The sequence below is a fragment of the Bacillus salipaludis genome (assembly GCF_030938565.1).
In the GTDB taxonomy this organism is placed as follows: Bacteria; Bacillota; Bacilli; order Bacillales; family Cytobacillaceae; genus Neobacillus; species Neobacillus salipaludis_A.
This window is the reverse complement of the sequence record NZ_JAVGVR010000001.1, coordinates 255613-271973: the sequence shown is the minus strand read 5'-3', so window position 1 is coordinate 271973 and position 16361 is coordinate 255613. Positions and strand designations below refer to the sequence as shown.

The window sequence follows — 16361 nt, the reverse complement described above, 5'->3', positions numbered from 1 at the left end:
CTGTCACTTTAGTGTGTCACCGTGTGGACTTTTCAGAATGTTACCCCAAGTACACTAGATCCTTTAGGTCATCCGTCGACAACTCGGTGATCCAGTTTTCGCTTTGGATGATTTGGTCGTTCAAGAATTGCTTTTTCTCGAGCATGGCGTCGATTTTTTCTTCCAGCGTCCCCGTACAAATCAGCTTATGGACGTGGACAAACCGGGACTGCCCGATTCGGTAGGCTCGGTCCGTGGCTTGATTCTCAACGGCTGGATTCCACCAGCGGTCATAGTGAATCACATGATTCGCCGCCGTCAAATTCAGCCCCGTGCCGCCAGCCTTCAGCGATAACAAGAACACCGGAAACTCACCATTCTGGAACCGCTCAATCATCGTATCACGCTGCGTCTTCGCCACACTTCCGTTCAAAAACGGCGTCTCGATTCCAAACCGCTTCTTCAGTGCCGAACGAATCATCTCGCCCATCTCGATATACTGGGTAAAAATCAAACAGCTCTCGCCTGAATCCAAAACCGCATCGACTAAATCGACTAGCTTCTCCAGTTTATTCGACCTCTCCAGCAGCACACGTCCGGCCGATTGCTCCTTCAAATACAAGGCTGGATGATTACATAACTGCTTCAATCGGCTCAACATCTGCAAAATCAGACCCTTGCGCTCAAACCCAGTCAATTTTTCAATCTGCTCAAACGTATCGCGCACGAGCTGTTCATACAGCGATGCCTGCTCCGTTGTCAGTGGACAGTACTCCTTCTGCTCCTGCTTATCCGGCAAATTCAGCGCAACCTCTTCATCCTTCTTCGTCCGCCGTAACAAGAAAGGCCGAATCAACGCCTGCAGCTGATGCACCTTTTCCTTCTTCTCATCCTTCTCAATTGGAATCACGAACTTCTTCTGAAACTGCCCCAAACTTCCCAAATATCCGTGATTCGTAAAATCAAAAATCGACCACAGCTCAGACAAGCGATTTTCCATAGGCGTTCCGGTTAAAGCAACATGGTGCCGGCCTCGCAGCCTGCGCACCGCTTTCGATTGTTTCGTCTGCGCGTTCTTAATGTTTTGCGCCTCGTCAATCGCAATCGTGCTCCAAATCGCCGATTCAAACTCATCGGAATCGAGATGGCTCAACCCATAAGAAGTTAACACCACATCGACGTTTTTAACCCGCTCCAAAAAGGCTTCTTCCTTCAAGCGGTTTGAACCATAATGCAAATAAACATCCATCTCCGGTCCAAAACGTTCCAGCTCTTTTTGCCAGTTTCCGAGAACGGAGGTAGGGCAAATAATCAATGAAGCCTTAGTCGGAGCCTTCACTGCTGGAGCAGCTTCTTCCGCATCCTTTTTCCCTCGACGGCTGCGAGACTCGTTTTCAACCATAGGTGGCTCATCGCCAGAAAGTTCTTTCACCTTCAACAAATATGAAATCAATTGCACTGTTTTTCCAAGACCCATATCATCGGCAAGGACCGCGCCAAACCCGTGCTGCCTTAAAAACCACAGCCAGCTCATCCCCAGCTGCTGGTAGGGGCGGAGTTCTCCGTTCAAGCCCTCCGGCACCGGTTCCATTGGGATTTCTTTTACCTCGGAAAGCTGCTTGATCATCTGTTTCCACTGACGGTTCAACTCGATTTGAATTTTGGCAAATGCCTTTGGATTCTCCAGTTCATCCTCGGTTGCTTCCGAATTCACCAGTTCCTGCTCAAGCAAATCACGGACCTGCAGTCCTTCTTTTTCAGCCCGTTTCATCAAATCTTGAATTTGTCGAATAAACTGCGGATCGAGCTTCACCCAGCGGCCGCGAATATAGACAAGCCGGCGCTTTTCTTCGACAAGTTGGCTAAATTCATCCTCGGATAGGTCGACTCCGTTCATCGAAAAGCGCCAATTGAAATCGAGCATCGCCTGCAAGCCAACGAACGACGGACGGTGACTTGACGTTCCTTTTAGTGATGCCTTCACTTTTAAGTTTGAATTTTTCATCGCCTGCCACCAGGCAGGAAGGAGGATCTCAACATCAAGTGCCACAAGGGTTTCGCTTGCTTCCGTTAAAAACATCCAGGCTTCTTCCTCGGTGAGATGGGATTTTAAATGGGAAGGGTCGACATCATTTTCAAGCCACGGAATCAATCGCACCCAGCGCGCGATTTCCCGGTCGACTTTGTCGATATAAGGCTTCCATTTCCCGGGAATTTTCGACTCCAGCCCAACCATCTCATCGACATTTTTCTTTCCGCGCAAAAACACATCCAAAATCCACGCGCCTTCGCCATCCTCCGGTTCTTCAAGCCGCAAGCCAATGGTAAATGGCGTATCGCTTTCCTTAATTCCAACCCACTCGAGCCAGCTTTCCTCATCAAAATACCGGGCAAGTTCACCGCCGGAAATATTTTGTTTTTTCAAAAGGTCAAGCTTTGGTCCGAACAATTCTTTCATCGCTGAGTTCCTTGTTAAATAACCATCGAGTGCGTTGTTGTAGAGTTCGTCAATAAATTGGAGTGCGGTTTCCGAGGCATTTTCCATTTCCTGCTCCCAAAAGGAGGGATCAAACTCTTCCTTTACCCGTTCCGGGAGCTGCCAGCGGAAATCGCCATGCTCCCAGACCGAAAAGTCCGGGAGCCAATCTTTTTCAAGGATTCCTTCGTGAAGCGCGAAAGCTGCGGCGAGGCAAATTTCCGCCTCCTCACTCCAGTCCCACTCAATAAACCGGTTGAATGACTCCTTCGCAAAAAGTGATACCAGCTGCCAGGCACCGAGCGGCACACCCTCAATTCCCCGTACGTTTTCCGGTTCCAAAAGCGTGCCAAAAAAGCTTTCCTCATGTTGGCTGAACACGAGATTCTTCCAGTCATCCGGATGCAAAAAGTGCCCGCGCTCCTCTTGCGCTGCGAGAAAGTAGCGCCCATCCTCTAATTTCATTGTCAGCAGTTTAATAAACCTAGTTTTAAGCATCGGTTCCGTGCTCCTTTACCGTACAAAAGTCCATATTCCTTTATTATAACCCAAAAGTTGGGGTTTTGCTTCGGTGAGTAAATTTGTCCCTAAAGGGAAAAATAGGTTCGGGAAGATGCTTCCCGATTAAAAAAGTGGGAGTGAATAGAATGGCTGAAAACAGAGAACGCAATCGTGCTGATGTTGACGCTGGTGAAGCGGTTGGAACAGGTGCCGGGGCAGTTGCAGGTGCTGCTGTAGGTTCTGTTCTTGGACCAATTGGTACCGTTGCTGGAGCAGTTGTCGGCGGGGCATTGGGTAACAAAGCAGGAGATGCCGCTGATAACGCTGTCGATGAAGGGGCAGGACGAGAAGATTAGCATAAATAAAATGGGACTTCGTAATGAGGTCCCATTTTACTTTTTCGAAAAATAATTTAGCAATCCTAAGTAAATCCCCTGAGCGACGTTTTCATTGAAAGCAGAACCTTCCACAACTGCATCATCTTGTTTATTTGATAGGAAACCAAGCTCTATAAGGGTACTAGGTTGTGAGTTATTTCGCAGTACACTTAAGTTATTGAATCTTGTACCAACATTCTCTAATTTCGTTGTTTTGGCAACTTCCTTTAGAATGTGGGAGGCTAATTCGTTATCTCTTGATTTTTGATAGTAAAAATCAGTCATACCATTAACGGAAGGGTCTTTGATCCAATTGTAATGGAAGCTGATAAAGGCATCGGCACCGTTTTGGTTTGAGATGTTAGATCGTTCTGGTAAAGAAATATAGGTATCATTTGTCCGGGTCATAATGACATGTGCACCGGCATTTTTAAGCTTTTGCTCTACTGCTTTGGCTGTTTCAAGGGTTAATTTTTTTTCATGTGTACCGTCAATGCTTGTGGTCCCGATATCGACTCCGCCATGACCGGGGTCAAGAACGATAGTTTTTCCGCTAAGGGGGCCTTGGATTGTTGTTTTGGCTGTCGTGGTCTTAGGTGATACTGTTGCGGGTGCAGAACTCTTTTTGTCATGGTCCGTAGTGTTCTTTGATGTTGGAGGTTTAGAAAAAGCTTGTGTGTGAAACTTGTTCGGTTCGTGTTTTGTAATGTAATATTCGTTTACCCACCCCTTGATGCCGGAGGAAGATACGATTTTGGCCCAGCCTGCTTGTTCTGCCTGAACCGTGATCTGGGCTCCCCAATCTAATTTGCCGATGACGGGGTTCGATACGCCGGGACCCGTGCGAACATTTAGAAAATCGACTTTTACGGTTGCTCCTACATTTTTCGGCGGGGCCGTGTAAGCGTGGCTGATCCAGCCTGTTTGGTTGTTTTTCAGCTTAATTTGGTCCCAATTGTTCTTTTTCTTCATAACAACAAACGTGTCCCCTTTATGTACAAGACCCATCACCTTGCCTGAAATGCTAGGAGATTCCCGGACGTTCAGATTGGTTGCTGTTACGGTGACTTTCGCTGGGGAGGGATTTGCGTATACATCTTGATCCATTTCGACAAAGGGAATGGCGATGACACTAAGGCCGATGAGTAGTTTGGCTAGGCCGAAGTTCTTGAGTTTGGTTTTGATCATTTTGTAACCTCCTTCTTTTTCAAACTCTAAAACTAGTATGGACAGGTTTCTAGCAAAATATAATCTAGAATTTTTAATTTGCAGATTACAAGTGTAGGTTTTTTTTAAAAAGAGTTTAAGAAACAAATAGAGCCGAAATTCTAGTATAATCTTTGAAACTTTTGTCTATCCTGATTCTATACAAGATTTATTGAGAGAGTGCTAGTGAGGAGTATGAATGGGTTTGTTTAAAATGTAGGGGGAATGGACGATGTCTGCTGAGGAGTTAAATAAAATGATTGCAGTAAAAAAGATGGATTTAGAGGAATGTGAGTTCGAACTATATAATCGCTACTATCCATCGATTGTCAGAATGGCGATGATGAATTATATATCCGTCTTACAGACGCAATTAGAAAAGTATATCCATGAGCAAATCAAAAACAAACATATATGACACGTAATTTTTATGATGTAGGAAAATGACAAGAGCCAGGCATGGATGCCTGGCTCTTTAGCTGTTTTAGGGCTTAAGCTTACCACCACCTCTATTTATGTCCGTGTGGAATGGACAAAGTGATGGAAAAGTCCACGGGCGGTGCCTGTCACCGTATTGGTGGATTATTTTTCGGTGGACCTTAAAATAGTCTACAAAAGAGTAATAATTCAGACTATAATCCTTTGATCTGGGAGGAGATAATGGAATTACGAAATCAAAAGGAGGAAAGGCGATGCAGCGATCACTTGAGAATGTTCGAGTATTAGATTTTACGAGAGTGTTGGCCGGACCGTATTGTACGATGCTCTTGGCAGACATGGGTGCGGAAGTAATTAAGATTGAAAGACCCGGTGCAGGGGATGATACGAGGCACTTCGGTCCGTTTCAGAACGGTGAAAGCGGTTACTTTGTCTATTTAAATCGTGGTAAAAAAAGTATGGCACTAGATTTAAAAAATCCACATGCCATTACGGCAATAAAGGAATTAGTTAAAGAATCGGACGTAGTGGTAGAAAATTTCCGCCCAGGAGTAATGAAAAAACTAGGACTGGATTATGAAAGCCTAAAGGAATTGAATCCGTCTATCATTTATACCTCAATTTCAGGATTTGGCCAATATGGCCCGTATAGTCAGCGGCCAGCCTATGACTTGGTTGCCCAAGCGATGGGTGGGATGACAAGCATAACCGGTCATCCGGACGATCCGCCTACACGTTCTGGCGCTTCACTAGGTGACATGAGCGCCGCTCTTTACGCGGTATATGGGATCATGGTAGCACTGTTCCACAGAGAACGCACGGGTGAGGGACAATTGATCGACGTTGCCATGACGGATAGTATCTTTGCTCTCTTAGAAAATAATGTGATGCGCTACACGGTAGATAGAATAGTACCAGAACGCATTGGCAGTCGGCACCCAATTAGTTCACCGTTTGATATCTTTCAAGCCCAAGACGGCCATGTGGTGATTGCGGTTGCCAATGAATCTTTATTTGAAAAATTAGCGGAGGTTATGAATCAGCCTGAGTTGATTAAAGATAAAAGATTTTGCCTTGATTCGTTACGTACGAAAAACGAAACCGAGTTGAAAGCGATCATTGAAACTTGGTTGAGTGGATATACCGTTGCTGAAGCGGTCGAGATGATTTCTAAAGGCGGGATTCCATGCTCCCCCATCCTAACCATTAGGGATGTATGTGAAGATGAACATACAAAAGCGAGGGAAATGCTCATTCAAGTCGACCATCCAATGGCAGGGAAAATGAAGATACCAGGAAATCCGGTTAAACTTTCCCAAACTCCTGCAATTATAAAAGAAGCATCCCCGATCCTTGGTGAACACACCGGCCAAGTGTTAAAGGACGTATTAAAGTGGGATTGGAAGAGATTACAAGACTTAGAGGAGCAGGAAGTATAGATATATAGAAATACACAGTATAAAAATTACACCTTATCAGCGGATCTAAGCTCTTTATCAGCGAATCTAAGCACCTTATCCGCAGATCAAAAAAACAATATTAAAAAGGAGCCAAAACAAATGAATTTCGAACTAACAGATGAACAAAAAAGTATAAGAGCTATGGTAAGAGACTTTAGCCGCGAAGTTATTTTACCAAAAGCAGCGGAATTAGATGAACAAAACCGTTTTCCAACGGAACATATCAGCAAGCTGGCAGAGTTAGGATTATTGGGAATTGCTTATCCGGAGAAAGATGGCGGGGTGGGAGCCGATTCGATTGCAGAAGCGATTGCTGTTGAAGAAATCACCTATGCCTGCGCAGCAACAGGCTCGATTTTAACCGCACATTACCTAGGAATTGACGGACTTTTCCTGGCAGCGAATCAAGAGCAGAGGGAAAATTTCTTAGTGCCGGGGTGCACAGGTGAAAAATTATTTGCCTTTGGTTTAACCGAACCAAACGGAGGAACGGATGTAGGCTCAATGAAAACCAATGCCCGTTTGGATGGCGATGAGTATGTTCTTAATGGAACAAAACATTTCATCACCAATGGTGCCGAAGCCGATATTATCGTCGTTTATGCCAAAACCGATACGGCTGCCGGAACAAAAGGAATTGGCGCATTTATTGTCGAAAAAGGTACTCCAGGAATTTCTTTCGGAGCAGGCGATGACAAAATGGGAATTCGCGGCGCGCGGACTCACGAAGTGATTTTTGAAAATTGTCGGATTCCAAAAGAGAACTTGGTCGGAAAAGAAGGCGAAGGCTTTAAAATTGCCATGAGTGTCGTCGACCGCGGCCGAATTGGGATTGCAGCAATGGCAGTAGGATTATCCCAAGCGGCACTTGATGCAGCGGTTTCCTATTCAAAAGAAAGAATCGCCTTCAATAAGCCGATTGCACAATACCAAGGATTGCAGTGGATGCTGGCGGAGATGGCTGCAGATGTGGAAATGGCCAGGCTGTATACGTACTATGCTGCTAGTTTAAAAGATAAAGAGGGCTACCGAATTTCAAAAGAGGCGGCCATTGCGAAGTTGATGGCTTCAGAGGCCTCCCATCGTGTCGTTCACAAAGCGGTGCAAATCCACGGAGGATTCGGCTACATGAAGGAATATCCAGTGGAGCGGATGTATCGCGACCAACGGATTCTGGAGATTTTTGAAGGAACCTCCCAAGTACAAAAAATGGTCATTGCTAGTCACTTATTAAAATAAATGGGGGGAAAAATCATGGTTACCAAAACCAAACGTGTTATAAAGTCTCCAACCGGAACGGAACTTTCCTGTAAAGGCTGGGTGCAAGAAGCGGCATTACGCATGTTGATGAATAATTTGGATCCGGAGGTCGCGGAAAATCCGGATGAGCTTGTGGTTTACGGCGGGATTGGCAAAGCGGCACGAAATTGGGAGTCCTTTGATGCAATTGTCAAGTCGCTCAAGAATCTTGAAAACAATGAAACGCTGTTAATTCAATCTGGGAAGCCGGTTGGTATATTTCGAACACATGAAATGGCCCCACGGGTATTAATCGCCAATTCCAATCTTGTTCCGGCATGGGCGAACTGGGACCACTTCTATGAATTAGAAGAAAAAGGTTTGATGATGTACGGGCAAATGACAGCCGGGAGCTGGATCTATATCGGTGCCCAGGGAATTTTACAAGGAACGTACTTAAGTTTTGTAGAAGCTGGAAAAAAAGCATTCGGTACCGCTGACTTAACCGGCCGATTTATTTTAACCGGAGGCATGGGTGGGATGAGCGGTGCCCAGCCCCTCGCTGGAAAAATGGCAAAGGCTGTCATTCTGGTGGTTGAAGTGGACAGGCAGCGCATTGAACGGAAAATCAAAGAGGGGTATTGTGATTACCTTTGCGAGACGCTTGATGAAGCACTTCTGATGGTAAAAGAGCTTACGGAAAAAGGAGAGCCTGCCTCAATTGGTCTTGTCGGCAATTGCGCAGATATCTATCCAGAACTTGTAAAACGCGGGGTAATCCCGGACATCGTGACCGATCAAACGAGTGCACATGATCCAATCAATGGGTATGTACCACATGGAATGACTTACGACGAGGCATTAGTGTTTAGAAAGACTGACCCGAAAACCTATGAACAAAATGCAATGGAATCCATGGCCGTGCATGTCCAAGCGATGCTGGATTTGCAACAGGCTGGAGCGGAAACGTTTGATTACGGCAATAACATTCGCGCATATGCGAAAAAAATGGGAGTAGAAAACGCATTTGATTTTCCAGGATTTGTACCGGCATATCTTCGTCCGCTATTTTGTGAAGGAAAAGGTCCGTTTAGATGGGCGGCGTTGTCAGGAAATCCGGAAGATATTTATAAAACCGATCAGGTAGCTCTCGAAATGTTTGCTGAGGACAAATCGCTAGTGAACTGGATTGAAATGGCGCAGAAAATGGTGAAATGGCAAGGCCTTCCTGCCCGGATTTGCTGGTTGGGATACGGAGAACGGCATAGGTTTGCTTTGAAAATTAATGAGATGGTCGCGAGCGGGGAAATCAGCGCACCGATTGTCTTTGACCGAGACCATCTGGATAGCGGTTCGGTAGCCTCTCCAAACCGCGAGACGGAAGCCATGAGGGACGGCAGTGACGCAATTGCCGATTGGCCGATTTTAAATGCCTTAATCAATACATGTGGCGGTGCAAGCTGGGTGAGCATTCACCAAGGGGGCGGCGTGGGCATGGGGTATTCCCAGCATGCCGGTCAGGTGCTTGTGGCCGATGGTTCGAAGGAAGCGGCCGAGCGGATTGAACGGGTATTGGTTTCCGATCCTGGGATGGGCGTCATTCGACATGCGGATGCTGGCTATGATAAAGCAATCAAGGTGGCAAAAGAAAGAGGCGTGAGGATTCCAATGCTGGAGGAATAAGTTTTACTTGTGGAAGGAGGGGGGAGTTGGCTGACTTGCGGAAAGAGGACTGCAACGAGCGGAAGGTTGTCTCAAATGTCGCATAACGCACGCCAATTGTCTCAACCCCCGCCCCCACCTATAAAAAAATGGAGGTGCCAAACCATGTTAAACCTATATGTGCTCCTAAAACGCACATTTGATACCGAGGAAAAAATCACTGTTCATCAAGGAGAAATTGATCAAAACGATGCAAAATTCATTATTAACCCATATGACGAATATGCCATCGAAGAAGCGCTACAACTCAAAGAAAAACATGGCGGCGAGGTTACTGTTGTAACAGTGGGAGACGAAGAAACGGAAAGTGAATTACGGACAGCACTTGCGATGGGCTGCGATAAAGCTATTTTAATTGAATACGAAGAGGAGCTGGATCCGCAAGTTAGCGCCAAAATTCTCGCAGCTTACTTAAAAGACCAAAATCCTAATCTCATTTTAGCAGGGAACGCCACCATCGATAACAGCACCGGACAAGTCGGCCCGCGTGTTGCTGAGTTATTAAACATTCCTTATGTGACAACTGTTACCAACCTGCAAATAGACGGAACAACTGTGACCGTTCATCGCGATGTCGAAGGGGATACGGAAGTCATTGAAACCACCTTACCATTGTTGATCACAGCCCAACAAGGATTGAACGAGCCTCGGTACCCATCACTTCCAGGGATCATGAAAGCTAAGAAAAAGCCGCTTACTACCCTTGAATTAGATGATATCGACGTAAACGAGGACGAAATTGCTCCAAAAACAAAAAAAGTAAGAACCTTTTTACCACCGGAAAAAGAAGAAGGATATGTACTGCAAGGCGAGCTTGCTGACCAAGCAAAAGAGCTTGTTTCCCTTCTTTATAATGAAAAGAAAGTAATCGGATAAGGAGGACGGACGATGAAAAAAGTACTTGTGGTCGGAGAAGTTCGAAATGGGGCAATAAGAAAGGTTTCATTTGAAGCCATTGCGGCTGCTACTGCTTTGGCAGACGGTGGGGAAATCATTGGACTGCTAATCGGGAACGGGTTCCAAGAGATAGCGATAGACTTAGTGGAATACGGGGCAGACCGTGTCATTTTAGCTGAACATGAAAAACTCGGTAGCTATACTTCAGATGGATATGGACAAGCATTAATGCAAATCATCAGCACTGAGCAGCCAGAGGCAATCGTTTTTGGCCACACATCCTTTGGCAAGGATTTATCGCCAAAAATTGCTGCAAAATTGGATGCCGGGTTAATCTCGGATGTGGTTGAAATTACCCCGAGCGAGGGTGAAATCATTTGTACACGTCCGGTCTATGCCGGAAAAGCTTTCGAGGAAAAGCAGATAATCGAAGGAACATCACTTATCTCCATTCGGCCGAATAATATTGCTGCACTGGAAAAAGAAGTAGGGAGACAAGGGGAGATCCATTCCGTTAAAGTAGAGGTAAAGGATCTACGGACCATTGTCAAAGAGGTCGTTCGAAAGGCGGTAACCGGGGTTGATTTGACCGAAGCGAAAGTGATAATTTCCGGCGGCAGAGGAGTAAAAAGCGCTGAGGGATTTACCTTGCTTCAAGAGTTGTCCGATGTACTGGGCGGAGCAGTAGGTGCGTCAAGGGGAGCCTGTGATGCCGGATACTGTGATTATTCTCTGCAAATTGGCCAAACCGGAAAGGTGGTCACCCCTGATCTGTACGTTGCCTGTGGAATATCCGGTGCGATCCAGCATGTGGCAGGAATGTCCAATTCAAAGGTGGTAGTTGCCATCAACAAAGACCCGGAAGCCAATATTTTTTCCATTGCGGACTTTGGGATTGTGGGCGACCTATTTGAAGTGCTGCCGCTCTTAATAAAAGAATTTAAGCAGATTCTTGAAACAACTGAAGTTGCAGTGGGATAACATTTTTCAATCGTGGGTTTTTTAAATGTTTTAAAAGAGGAAGGAGGACTGGCGATTTTGAAAACGATTTCTTCGCCAATCGGTAGGGAGCTTTCATGTAAAAGTTGGGAAACAGAGGCATTAATGCGCTTATTAATGAACAGCTTGGATCCGCGTGTTGCCGAGAACAATCAAGAATTAATCGTCTATGGGGGAACGGGGAAAGCGGCGCGAAACAAAGAAATGCTTGAAGTGATTATCAAAGAGCTGAAACAATTAGAGCCGGATTGGACTTTGATGATTCAATCAGGAAAACCGGTAGCCTCCTTCCGCACCTTTCCTTTTTTTCCACGCGTGATTTCTTCTTCTTCCATGGTTGTTCCCAAATGGGCAACCTGGAAGGAATTCTCGCGCCTGGAGGACAAGGGTTTAACGATGTATGGACAAGCAACCGCAGCATCTTGGGCGTATATTGGCGTTCAAGGTGTGCTGCAGGCAACATTTGAAACGATGAGTGAAGTTGCCAAGCGATATTTTAATGGAACCTTAAAAGGCAAAATTGTACTCACCTCGGGCTTAGGAGGCATGGGTTCGGCACAGCCTCTTTCGGTAACGATGAATGGCGGAGTAGCCATCGTTGTGGAAATCGATGAAAAAAAGATTGGGCGACGCCTGTTGAACAACTACTGTGATATCATGGTTCATACGGTTGACGAAGCACTAGAGCTGGCAAATGAAGCGGCCCTCCATGAAAGACCGATGGCGATTGCGCTGCTCGGAAATGCTGCCGACGTATACAATGACTTGATTACGCGCGGCGTCACACCTGATGTGGTTACCGATCAAACAGCAGCCCATGATTTATTGCACGGCTATATTCCAAGTGGAGTCACCTTGGACCAGGCAGATTTTTTACGAAATAAAAAACCGGAAAAGTATGTGGAGTTAGCCTCAAAAACCATCATCAGCCACGTTAAAGCGATGAGCGCTTTTCAGGAACGTGGTGCAGTAGTGTTCGATTATGGCAATAATATCCGTGGCCAAGCTTCAAAGGCGGGATATCAAGAAGCATTTGCCTTCCCGGGATTTATTTCGGAATACCTGAGACCGCTCTATTGTGAAGGACGTGGTCCCTGCCGCTGGATTGCTTTATCGGGCGACCCCGGTGATATTTATAAAATTGATGAAGTAATATTATCCAAGTTTAATAGCGATGAACGGATTTGCCGCTGGATTCGCTATGTCCAAGATAAAATCTATTTTTACGGACTGCCGGCAAGAACGTGTTGGCTGGATTATAAGGAGCGTGAACAAATCGGAGAAATCATCAATCATATGGTTGCATCAGGCGAGCTCGCTGCGCCTGTAGCAATTACCCGTGATCATTCGGAGGGCAGTACGATGGCGGCGCCGAATCGTGAAACGGAATGGATGATGGATGGAAGCGATGCAGTCGCGGACTGGCCGATTTTAAATGGATTGTTGAACACCTGTGCAGGTGCAACGATGGTCAGCATTCAGCACGGGGGCGGTGTGGGGATTGGCAACTCGATTCACTCCGGTATGACAGCGGTGGCAGATGGCAGCATAGAGGCCAACGAAAAATTAAAGCGGCTGTTAAAAATTGACCCCGGTTTAAATATCATTCGCCATGCCGATGCCGGCTACCCAACAGCGAAAAAAATGATAGAAAAGTATGGAATCAACAAACCACTCTAGCATGCAATACTTCTTAGTGAAGGGGTGTGATCCAATGAACCAGACGCTTGTCATGATTTCAAATGACGAAACAGCCATACAGCTAATCGAATCAGTTAATACAAAATACCATTTTCACTTTACGTTTAAGGTTTATGACGTCAGGAGTGATTGGGAAAACAGGATTAAGCAGAACCAACCCCAACTCTTGTTTCTCGATATGGACGAGATGGACCGGAAAATCATCGATGAAAGACGGCCCATCCCCTGGATTATTCTTAAATCAAATTTTTCAAAAGAAGAACTCCGTCAATTTTTTAAAAAAGGTGCTTTTGATTGCTTACAAAAGCCCATTTCCGACACAAGCCTTTATTACCTGCTACACGAATGTAGGGCGGATATGGAGAAAAAGGCATCCACTTTTCATAATGAAAGTAAGTCAAAAGTCAGTAATACTTCATTAAAAAGCAACCTTGCCTATGATTTAATTTTTGGAAATGTAAAGAATTCGAAGGAGATATGGGACCGCAGCAAATGGGCGGGTCTTTCGGTTGTCCCGAACACCGCGATGGTCATTCATATTGATGAATTTCATCGCCTTACGAAAAATAAAAGCAAGCTTTGGGAGCATACGATTCGGAACGAAATCATCACGGCCATTCAGCAGTTTCAGGATCAAGACTGCGGCGAAATCTTGCCGATCGTGACCGCACCGGACAAAATTGCGGTACTGCTTTCGATTCCATTACGAAGCAGTACGGACGAATATAAGCAATTAGCTACTGCATATGGCGGAAAAATAAAAGACTATATCCATGAGAAAACGGGGAATACCGTAACGATTGGAACCGGTCATTATTACGAGGACGCCCGAAATTTACATGTTTCCTATCAAGAGGCATTACAGGCTCAAACCTATAAATTCTTTGCTGGAACCGATACAATTTTTCATATTGCCGATTTGAAGCCGTTCGAGAGTGAGACAGCTCTGCTTCCGAACAATGAGATTGAAACGTTAGCGAATAAGTTGACGGTCGGGGATTTTGTCGGCATGGGGGAAAAATTGGAAAAGGTGTTTGACAATGTATTTGCGCAGCAAAATGTTGACCCGGAAGTTTTAAAGTTGCAAATTCTTGATCTACTGACGACTTTAGCCCGATCGGCTATAAATGGTGGGGCAAAGCCAAAAGATATTATCTCGATTCATCTCCAATATGCCAGGGATTTACTGATGGTTGAAAATACGATTCAAATGAAGCAATGGTTTTCAGAGGCCATGAAGCAGCTGTTAGACAGAGTTTTGGATGATTATAATGAGGCTGCATTGAAGTCCATTCAAAGAGCCATTACTTTTATTGATCAGCGTTATGTTGAAAATATATCATTGGAGCAGGTCGCCAGCCATGTTCAATTAAGCCCGAATTATTTTAGTAATCTTTTTAAAAAAACAACCGGCACTTCATTCATTGAATATATGACCCATTTGCGTATTGAAAAAGCAAAAGAGATGCTGACGAATTTAAATCAAACCGTATACCAGGTGGCCAATGCTGTGGGCTACCATGATGCCCGCTATTTTAGCCGGGTGTTTAAATCAGTTTGCGGGAAGACCCCAAGTAAATATCGGAATTCCTTGCTTGGAACACAGGAATAAGAAACCCGAATGCATGCTGTGTGTTGGGGTTTTATTGGGCATTGGAACCAGTTTCGAGGTTTCATCGTTTGATCGTAATTTCGTATCTTCCAATGTTCATTCTATTGCTGGGAATCTGAATTTGACGGCAATCGTAAAAAGGAATTCAAACGAAAAATAATCGACCATTTAGTAAAATTATCTACTTTTTATACTATAGCAGTATTGATAATATTTAGACAATTAGTAATAGTTTAAAATCCATTTTATAAAAAGGAGGGCTTGAAGGCAATTGTAAGCGGTTGCGAATGGTGAGTCATCATCTAAAAATTAAGGGAATGGTGGGGTTTTAATGATTGAAAAACGCACGATAGAATATATTCCTGAAGAGGAGCGACATGGAAGTGTTCGGAATTTATTTTCGATTTGGTTTAGCTCCAATATGCAAATTACCACGCTTGTAACGGGGGCTTTAGCGATTGAGTTCGGCTTAAATCTGTTTTGGAGTATTGTTGCAATTGTTTTAGGCAACTTAGTCGGCGCCGTTTTCATGGCTTCCCATTCAGCTCAGGGTCCAAAGCTCGGGGTTCCACAAATGATTCAAAGCCGCGCCCAATTTGGTGTGATTGGTGCAGTCCTGCCTCTAATCATTGTAACACTTATGTATATCGGTTTCTTTGCCGGAAGCAGTGTTTTGGGTGCTCAGGCGCTCAGCAGTGCATTTTCCATCCCCATCAATGGAGGCATTATCCTCTTAGGCGTTATTACCTGTTTCATTACAATTTTAGGTTACGATTTAATTCATCGACTTGAACGCTATTTTGCTATTTTATTTGCGATTGTCTTTCTATTTGTCACCTATGAAATTTTCCGTCTCCCCTTACCAGCTGGCTCATGGGATCCAACTCATTTTGATTTAGGTCCATTTTTATTAACCATTAGTATTGTCGCTACGTGGCAACTAACATATGCACCATACGTAGCAGATTATTCTAGATATCTTCCTAGCAATACACCGGCTTCTAAGACATTTGGTTATTCTTATGCAGGAACCGTTGTTGGGACGGTTTGGATGATGTCATTAGGTGTATTTTTAACAGCGGCTATCCCGAAATTTCTTGATAATGCCAGCGCAGGGCTTGTGAAGCTGGTTGGTCCACAGTTTGGAATTTTCATGTATTTTGTTATTATCTTAGGGGTAATTGGAGTAAATGTTTTGAACCTTTACGGGGCGTTTATGTCTGTTACGACGACGCTAGAAGCGTTCACCAAGCTAAAGGGAACAACGAGAGCACGTTTTTGGCTAGTATTTTCTACAGCGATTGTTGGGACTGTTTTATCTGTTTGGGGTCACGGCAATTTTCTTGAAAACTTTGAGAATCTTATCCTATTATTGTCTTATTTTATGGTTCCTTGGACGGCCATTAACCTGGTAGACTATTATATGCTTCGCCACGGTGAATATAATGTAGAGGCGATTTTTGATGTGAATGGCGAGTACGGAAAATTCAATTGGATTGCGATTAGTTCTTACTTAGTTGCGGTCGTGCTCGAAATTCCATTTGTGAACACCACCATGTACGTTGGCCCGATTGCCAAGGCGTTGGATGGCACTGATTTGGCCTGGATGGTGGGGTTAGTGGTACCAACGGTTCTTTATTACTATCCAATGAAAAAGAAAATCAATATACCGAGTGAAGGTATTCAAAATGAGCGGTTCAGGATTGAAAAATAAAGTAGGTACTAGAGCCAGGCGGAATGCCTGGCTTTTTATA

At 44.8% G+C, this 16361-nt stretch carries 12 protein-coding genes; 10 read left to right on the top strand and 2 right to left on the bottom strand.

The features are described 5' to 3' along the window. Positions 1-40: 40 nt before the first annotated feature. Complete coding sequence (locus RCG21_RS01210) at positions 41-2953, bottom strand: DEAD/DEAH box helicase (RefSeq protein ID WP_308912798.1); 2913 nt, start codon at positions 2951-2953, stop codon at positions 41-43. A gap of 149 nt (positions 2954-3102) precedes the next feature. On the opposite strand from RCG21_RS01210, the gene RCG21_RS01205 reads away from it, so the two are divergent. Then, on the top strand, positions 3103-3312 hold the full coding sequence (locus RCG21_RS01205; RefSeq protein WP_026572757.1) for a glycine zipper domain-containing protein: 210 nt from the start codon (positions 3103-3105) through the stop codon (positions 3310-3312). A 36-nt stretch (positions 3313-3348) separates the two neighbouring features. On the opposite strand, the gene RCG21_RS01200 is transcribed toward RCG21_RS01205, so the two are convergent. Continuing rightward, positions 3349-4521, bottom strand: coding sequence for an N-acetylmuramoyl-L-alanine amidase family protein (locus RCG21_RS01200; protein ID WP_308912797.1), 1173 nt, complete (start codon positions 4519-4521; stop codon positions 3349-3351). Positions 4522-4771: 250 nt separating this feature from the next. On the opposite strand from RCG21_RS01200, the gene RCG21_RS01195 reads away from it, so the two are divergent. The 9 genes from RCG21_RS01195 to RCG21_RS01155 all read left to right on the top strand — a co-directional run bounded on the left by RCG21_RS01195 (position 4772) and on the right by RCG21_RS01155 (position 16321). Further along, positions 4772-4957, top strand: a complete 186-nt coding sequence (locus RCG21_RS01195; protein ID WP_308912796.1) for a hypothetical protein — start codon at positions 4772-4774, stop codon at positions 4955-4957. A 274-nt stretch (positions 4958-5231) separates the two neighbouring features. After that, the gene (locus RCG21_RS01190; protein ID WP_308912795.1) at positions 5232-6416 is read left to right on the top strand and encodes a CaiB/BaiF CoA transferase family protein; all 1185 of its coding nucleotides are present in this window, start codon (positions 5232-5234) and stop codon (positions 6414-6416) included. A gap of 120 nt (positions 6417-6536) precedes the next feature. Then, positions 6537-7676 carry an acyl-CoA dehydrogenase family protein gene (locus tag RCG21_RS01185; RefSeq protein ID WP_308912794.1) on the top strand — a complete coding sequence of 380 codons (1140 nt, stop codon included), beginning with the start codon at positions 6537-6539 and terminating at the stop codon, positions 7674-7676. 15 nt (positions 7677-7691) lie between these two features. After that, complete coding sequence (gene hutU / locus RCG21_RS01180) at positions 7692-9359, top strand: urocanate hydratase (protein ID WP_308912793.1); 1668 nt, start codon at positions 7692-7694, stop codon at positions 9357-9359. Positions 9360-9503: 144 nt separating this feature from the next. Then, a complete protein-coding gene (locus RCG21_RS01175; protein ID WP_308912792.1) occupies positions 9504-10274 on the top strand; it encodes an electron transfer flavoprotein subunit beta/FixA family protein in 771 nt (256 codons plus the stop codon). A gap of 12 nt (positions 10275-10286) precedes the next feature. Continuing rightward, positions 10287-11276, top strand: coding sequence for an electron transfer flavoprotein subunit alpha/FixB family protein (locus RCG21_RS01170; protein ID WP_308912791.1), 990 nt, complete (start codon positions 10287-10289; stop codon positions 11274-11276). A gap of 48 nt (positions 11277-11324) precedes the next feature. Further along, the gene (gene hutU / locus RCG21_RS01165; protein ID WP_308914235.1) at positions 11325-12974 is read left to right on the top strand and encodes a urocanate hydratase; all 1650 of its coding nucleotides are present in this window, start codon (positions 11325-11327) and stop codon (positions 12972-12974) included. A 34-nt stretch (positions 12975-13008) separates the two neighbouring features. Then, entirely contained in the window at positions 13009-14607 is a 1599-nt protein-coding gene (locus RCG21_RS01160) for a helix-turn-helix domain-containing protein (protein ID WP_308912790.1), read from the top strand. A gap of 331 nt (positions 14608-14938) precedes the next feature. Further along, a complete protein-coding gene (locus RCG21_RS01155) occupies positions 14939-16321 on the top strand; it encodes a purine-cytosine permease family protein (RefSeq protein ID WP_308912789.1) in 1383 nt (460 codons plus the stop codon). Positions 16322-16361 lie beyond the last annotated feature (40 nt).

Bases quoted from the DNA above. Each gene is read 5' to 3' on its own strand.
- hutU (WP_308912793.1), top strand. From the start codon at position 7,692: ATGGTTACCAAAACCAAACGTGTTATAAAGTCTCCAACCGGAACGGAA.
- RCG21_RS01190 (WP_308912795.1), top strand. From the start codon at position 5,232: ATGCAGCGATCACTTGAGAATGTTCGAGTATTAGATTTTACGAGAGTG.
- RCG21_RS01210 (WP_308912798.1), bottom strand. From the start codon at position 2,953: ATGCTTAAAACTAGGTTTATTAAACTGCTGACAATGAAATTAGAGGAT.
- RCG21_RS01205 (WP_026572757.1), top strand. From the start codon at position 3,103: ATGGCTGAAAACAGAGAACGCAATCGTGCTGATGTTGACGCTGGTGAA.
- RCG21_RS01170 (WP_308912791.1), top strand. From the start codon at position 10,287: ATGAAAAAAGTACTTGTGGTCGGAGAAGTTCGAAATGGGGCAATAAGA.
- RCG21_RS01155 (WP_308912789.1), top strand. From the start codon at position 14,939: ATGATTGAAAAACGCACGATAGAATATATTCCTGAAGAGGAGCGACAT.
- RCG21_RS01200 (WP_308912797.1), bottom strand. From the start codon at position 4,521: ATGATCAAAACCAAACTCAAGAACTTCGGCCTAGCCAAACTACTCATC.
- RCG21_RS01175 (WP_308912792.1), top strand. From the start codon at position 9,504: ATGTTAAACCTATATGTGCTCCTAAAACGCACATTTGATACCGAGGAA.
- RCG21_RS01195 (WP_308912796.1), top strand. From the start codon at position 4,772: ATGTCTGCTGAGGAGTTAAATAAAATGATTGCAGTAAAAAAGATGGAT.
- RCG21_RS01160 (WP_308912790.1), top strand. From the start codon at position 13,009: ATGAACCAGACGCTTGTCATGATTTCAAATGACGAAACAGCCATACAG.
- RCG21_RS01185 (WP_308912794.1), top strand. From the start codon at position 6,537: ATGAATTTCGAACTAACAGATGAACAAAAAAGTATAAGAGCTATGGTA.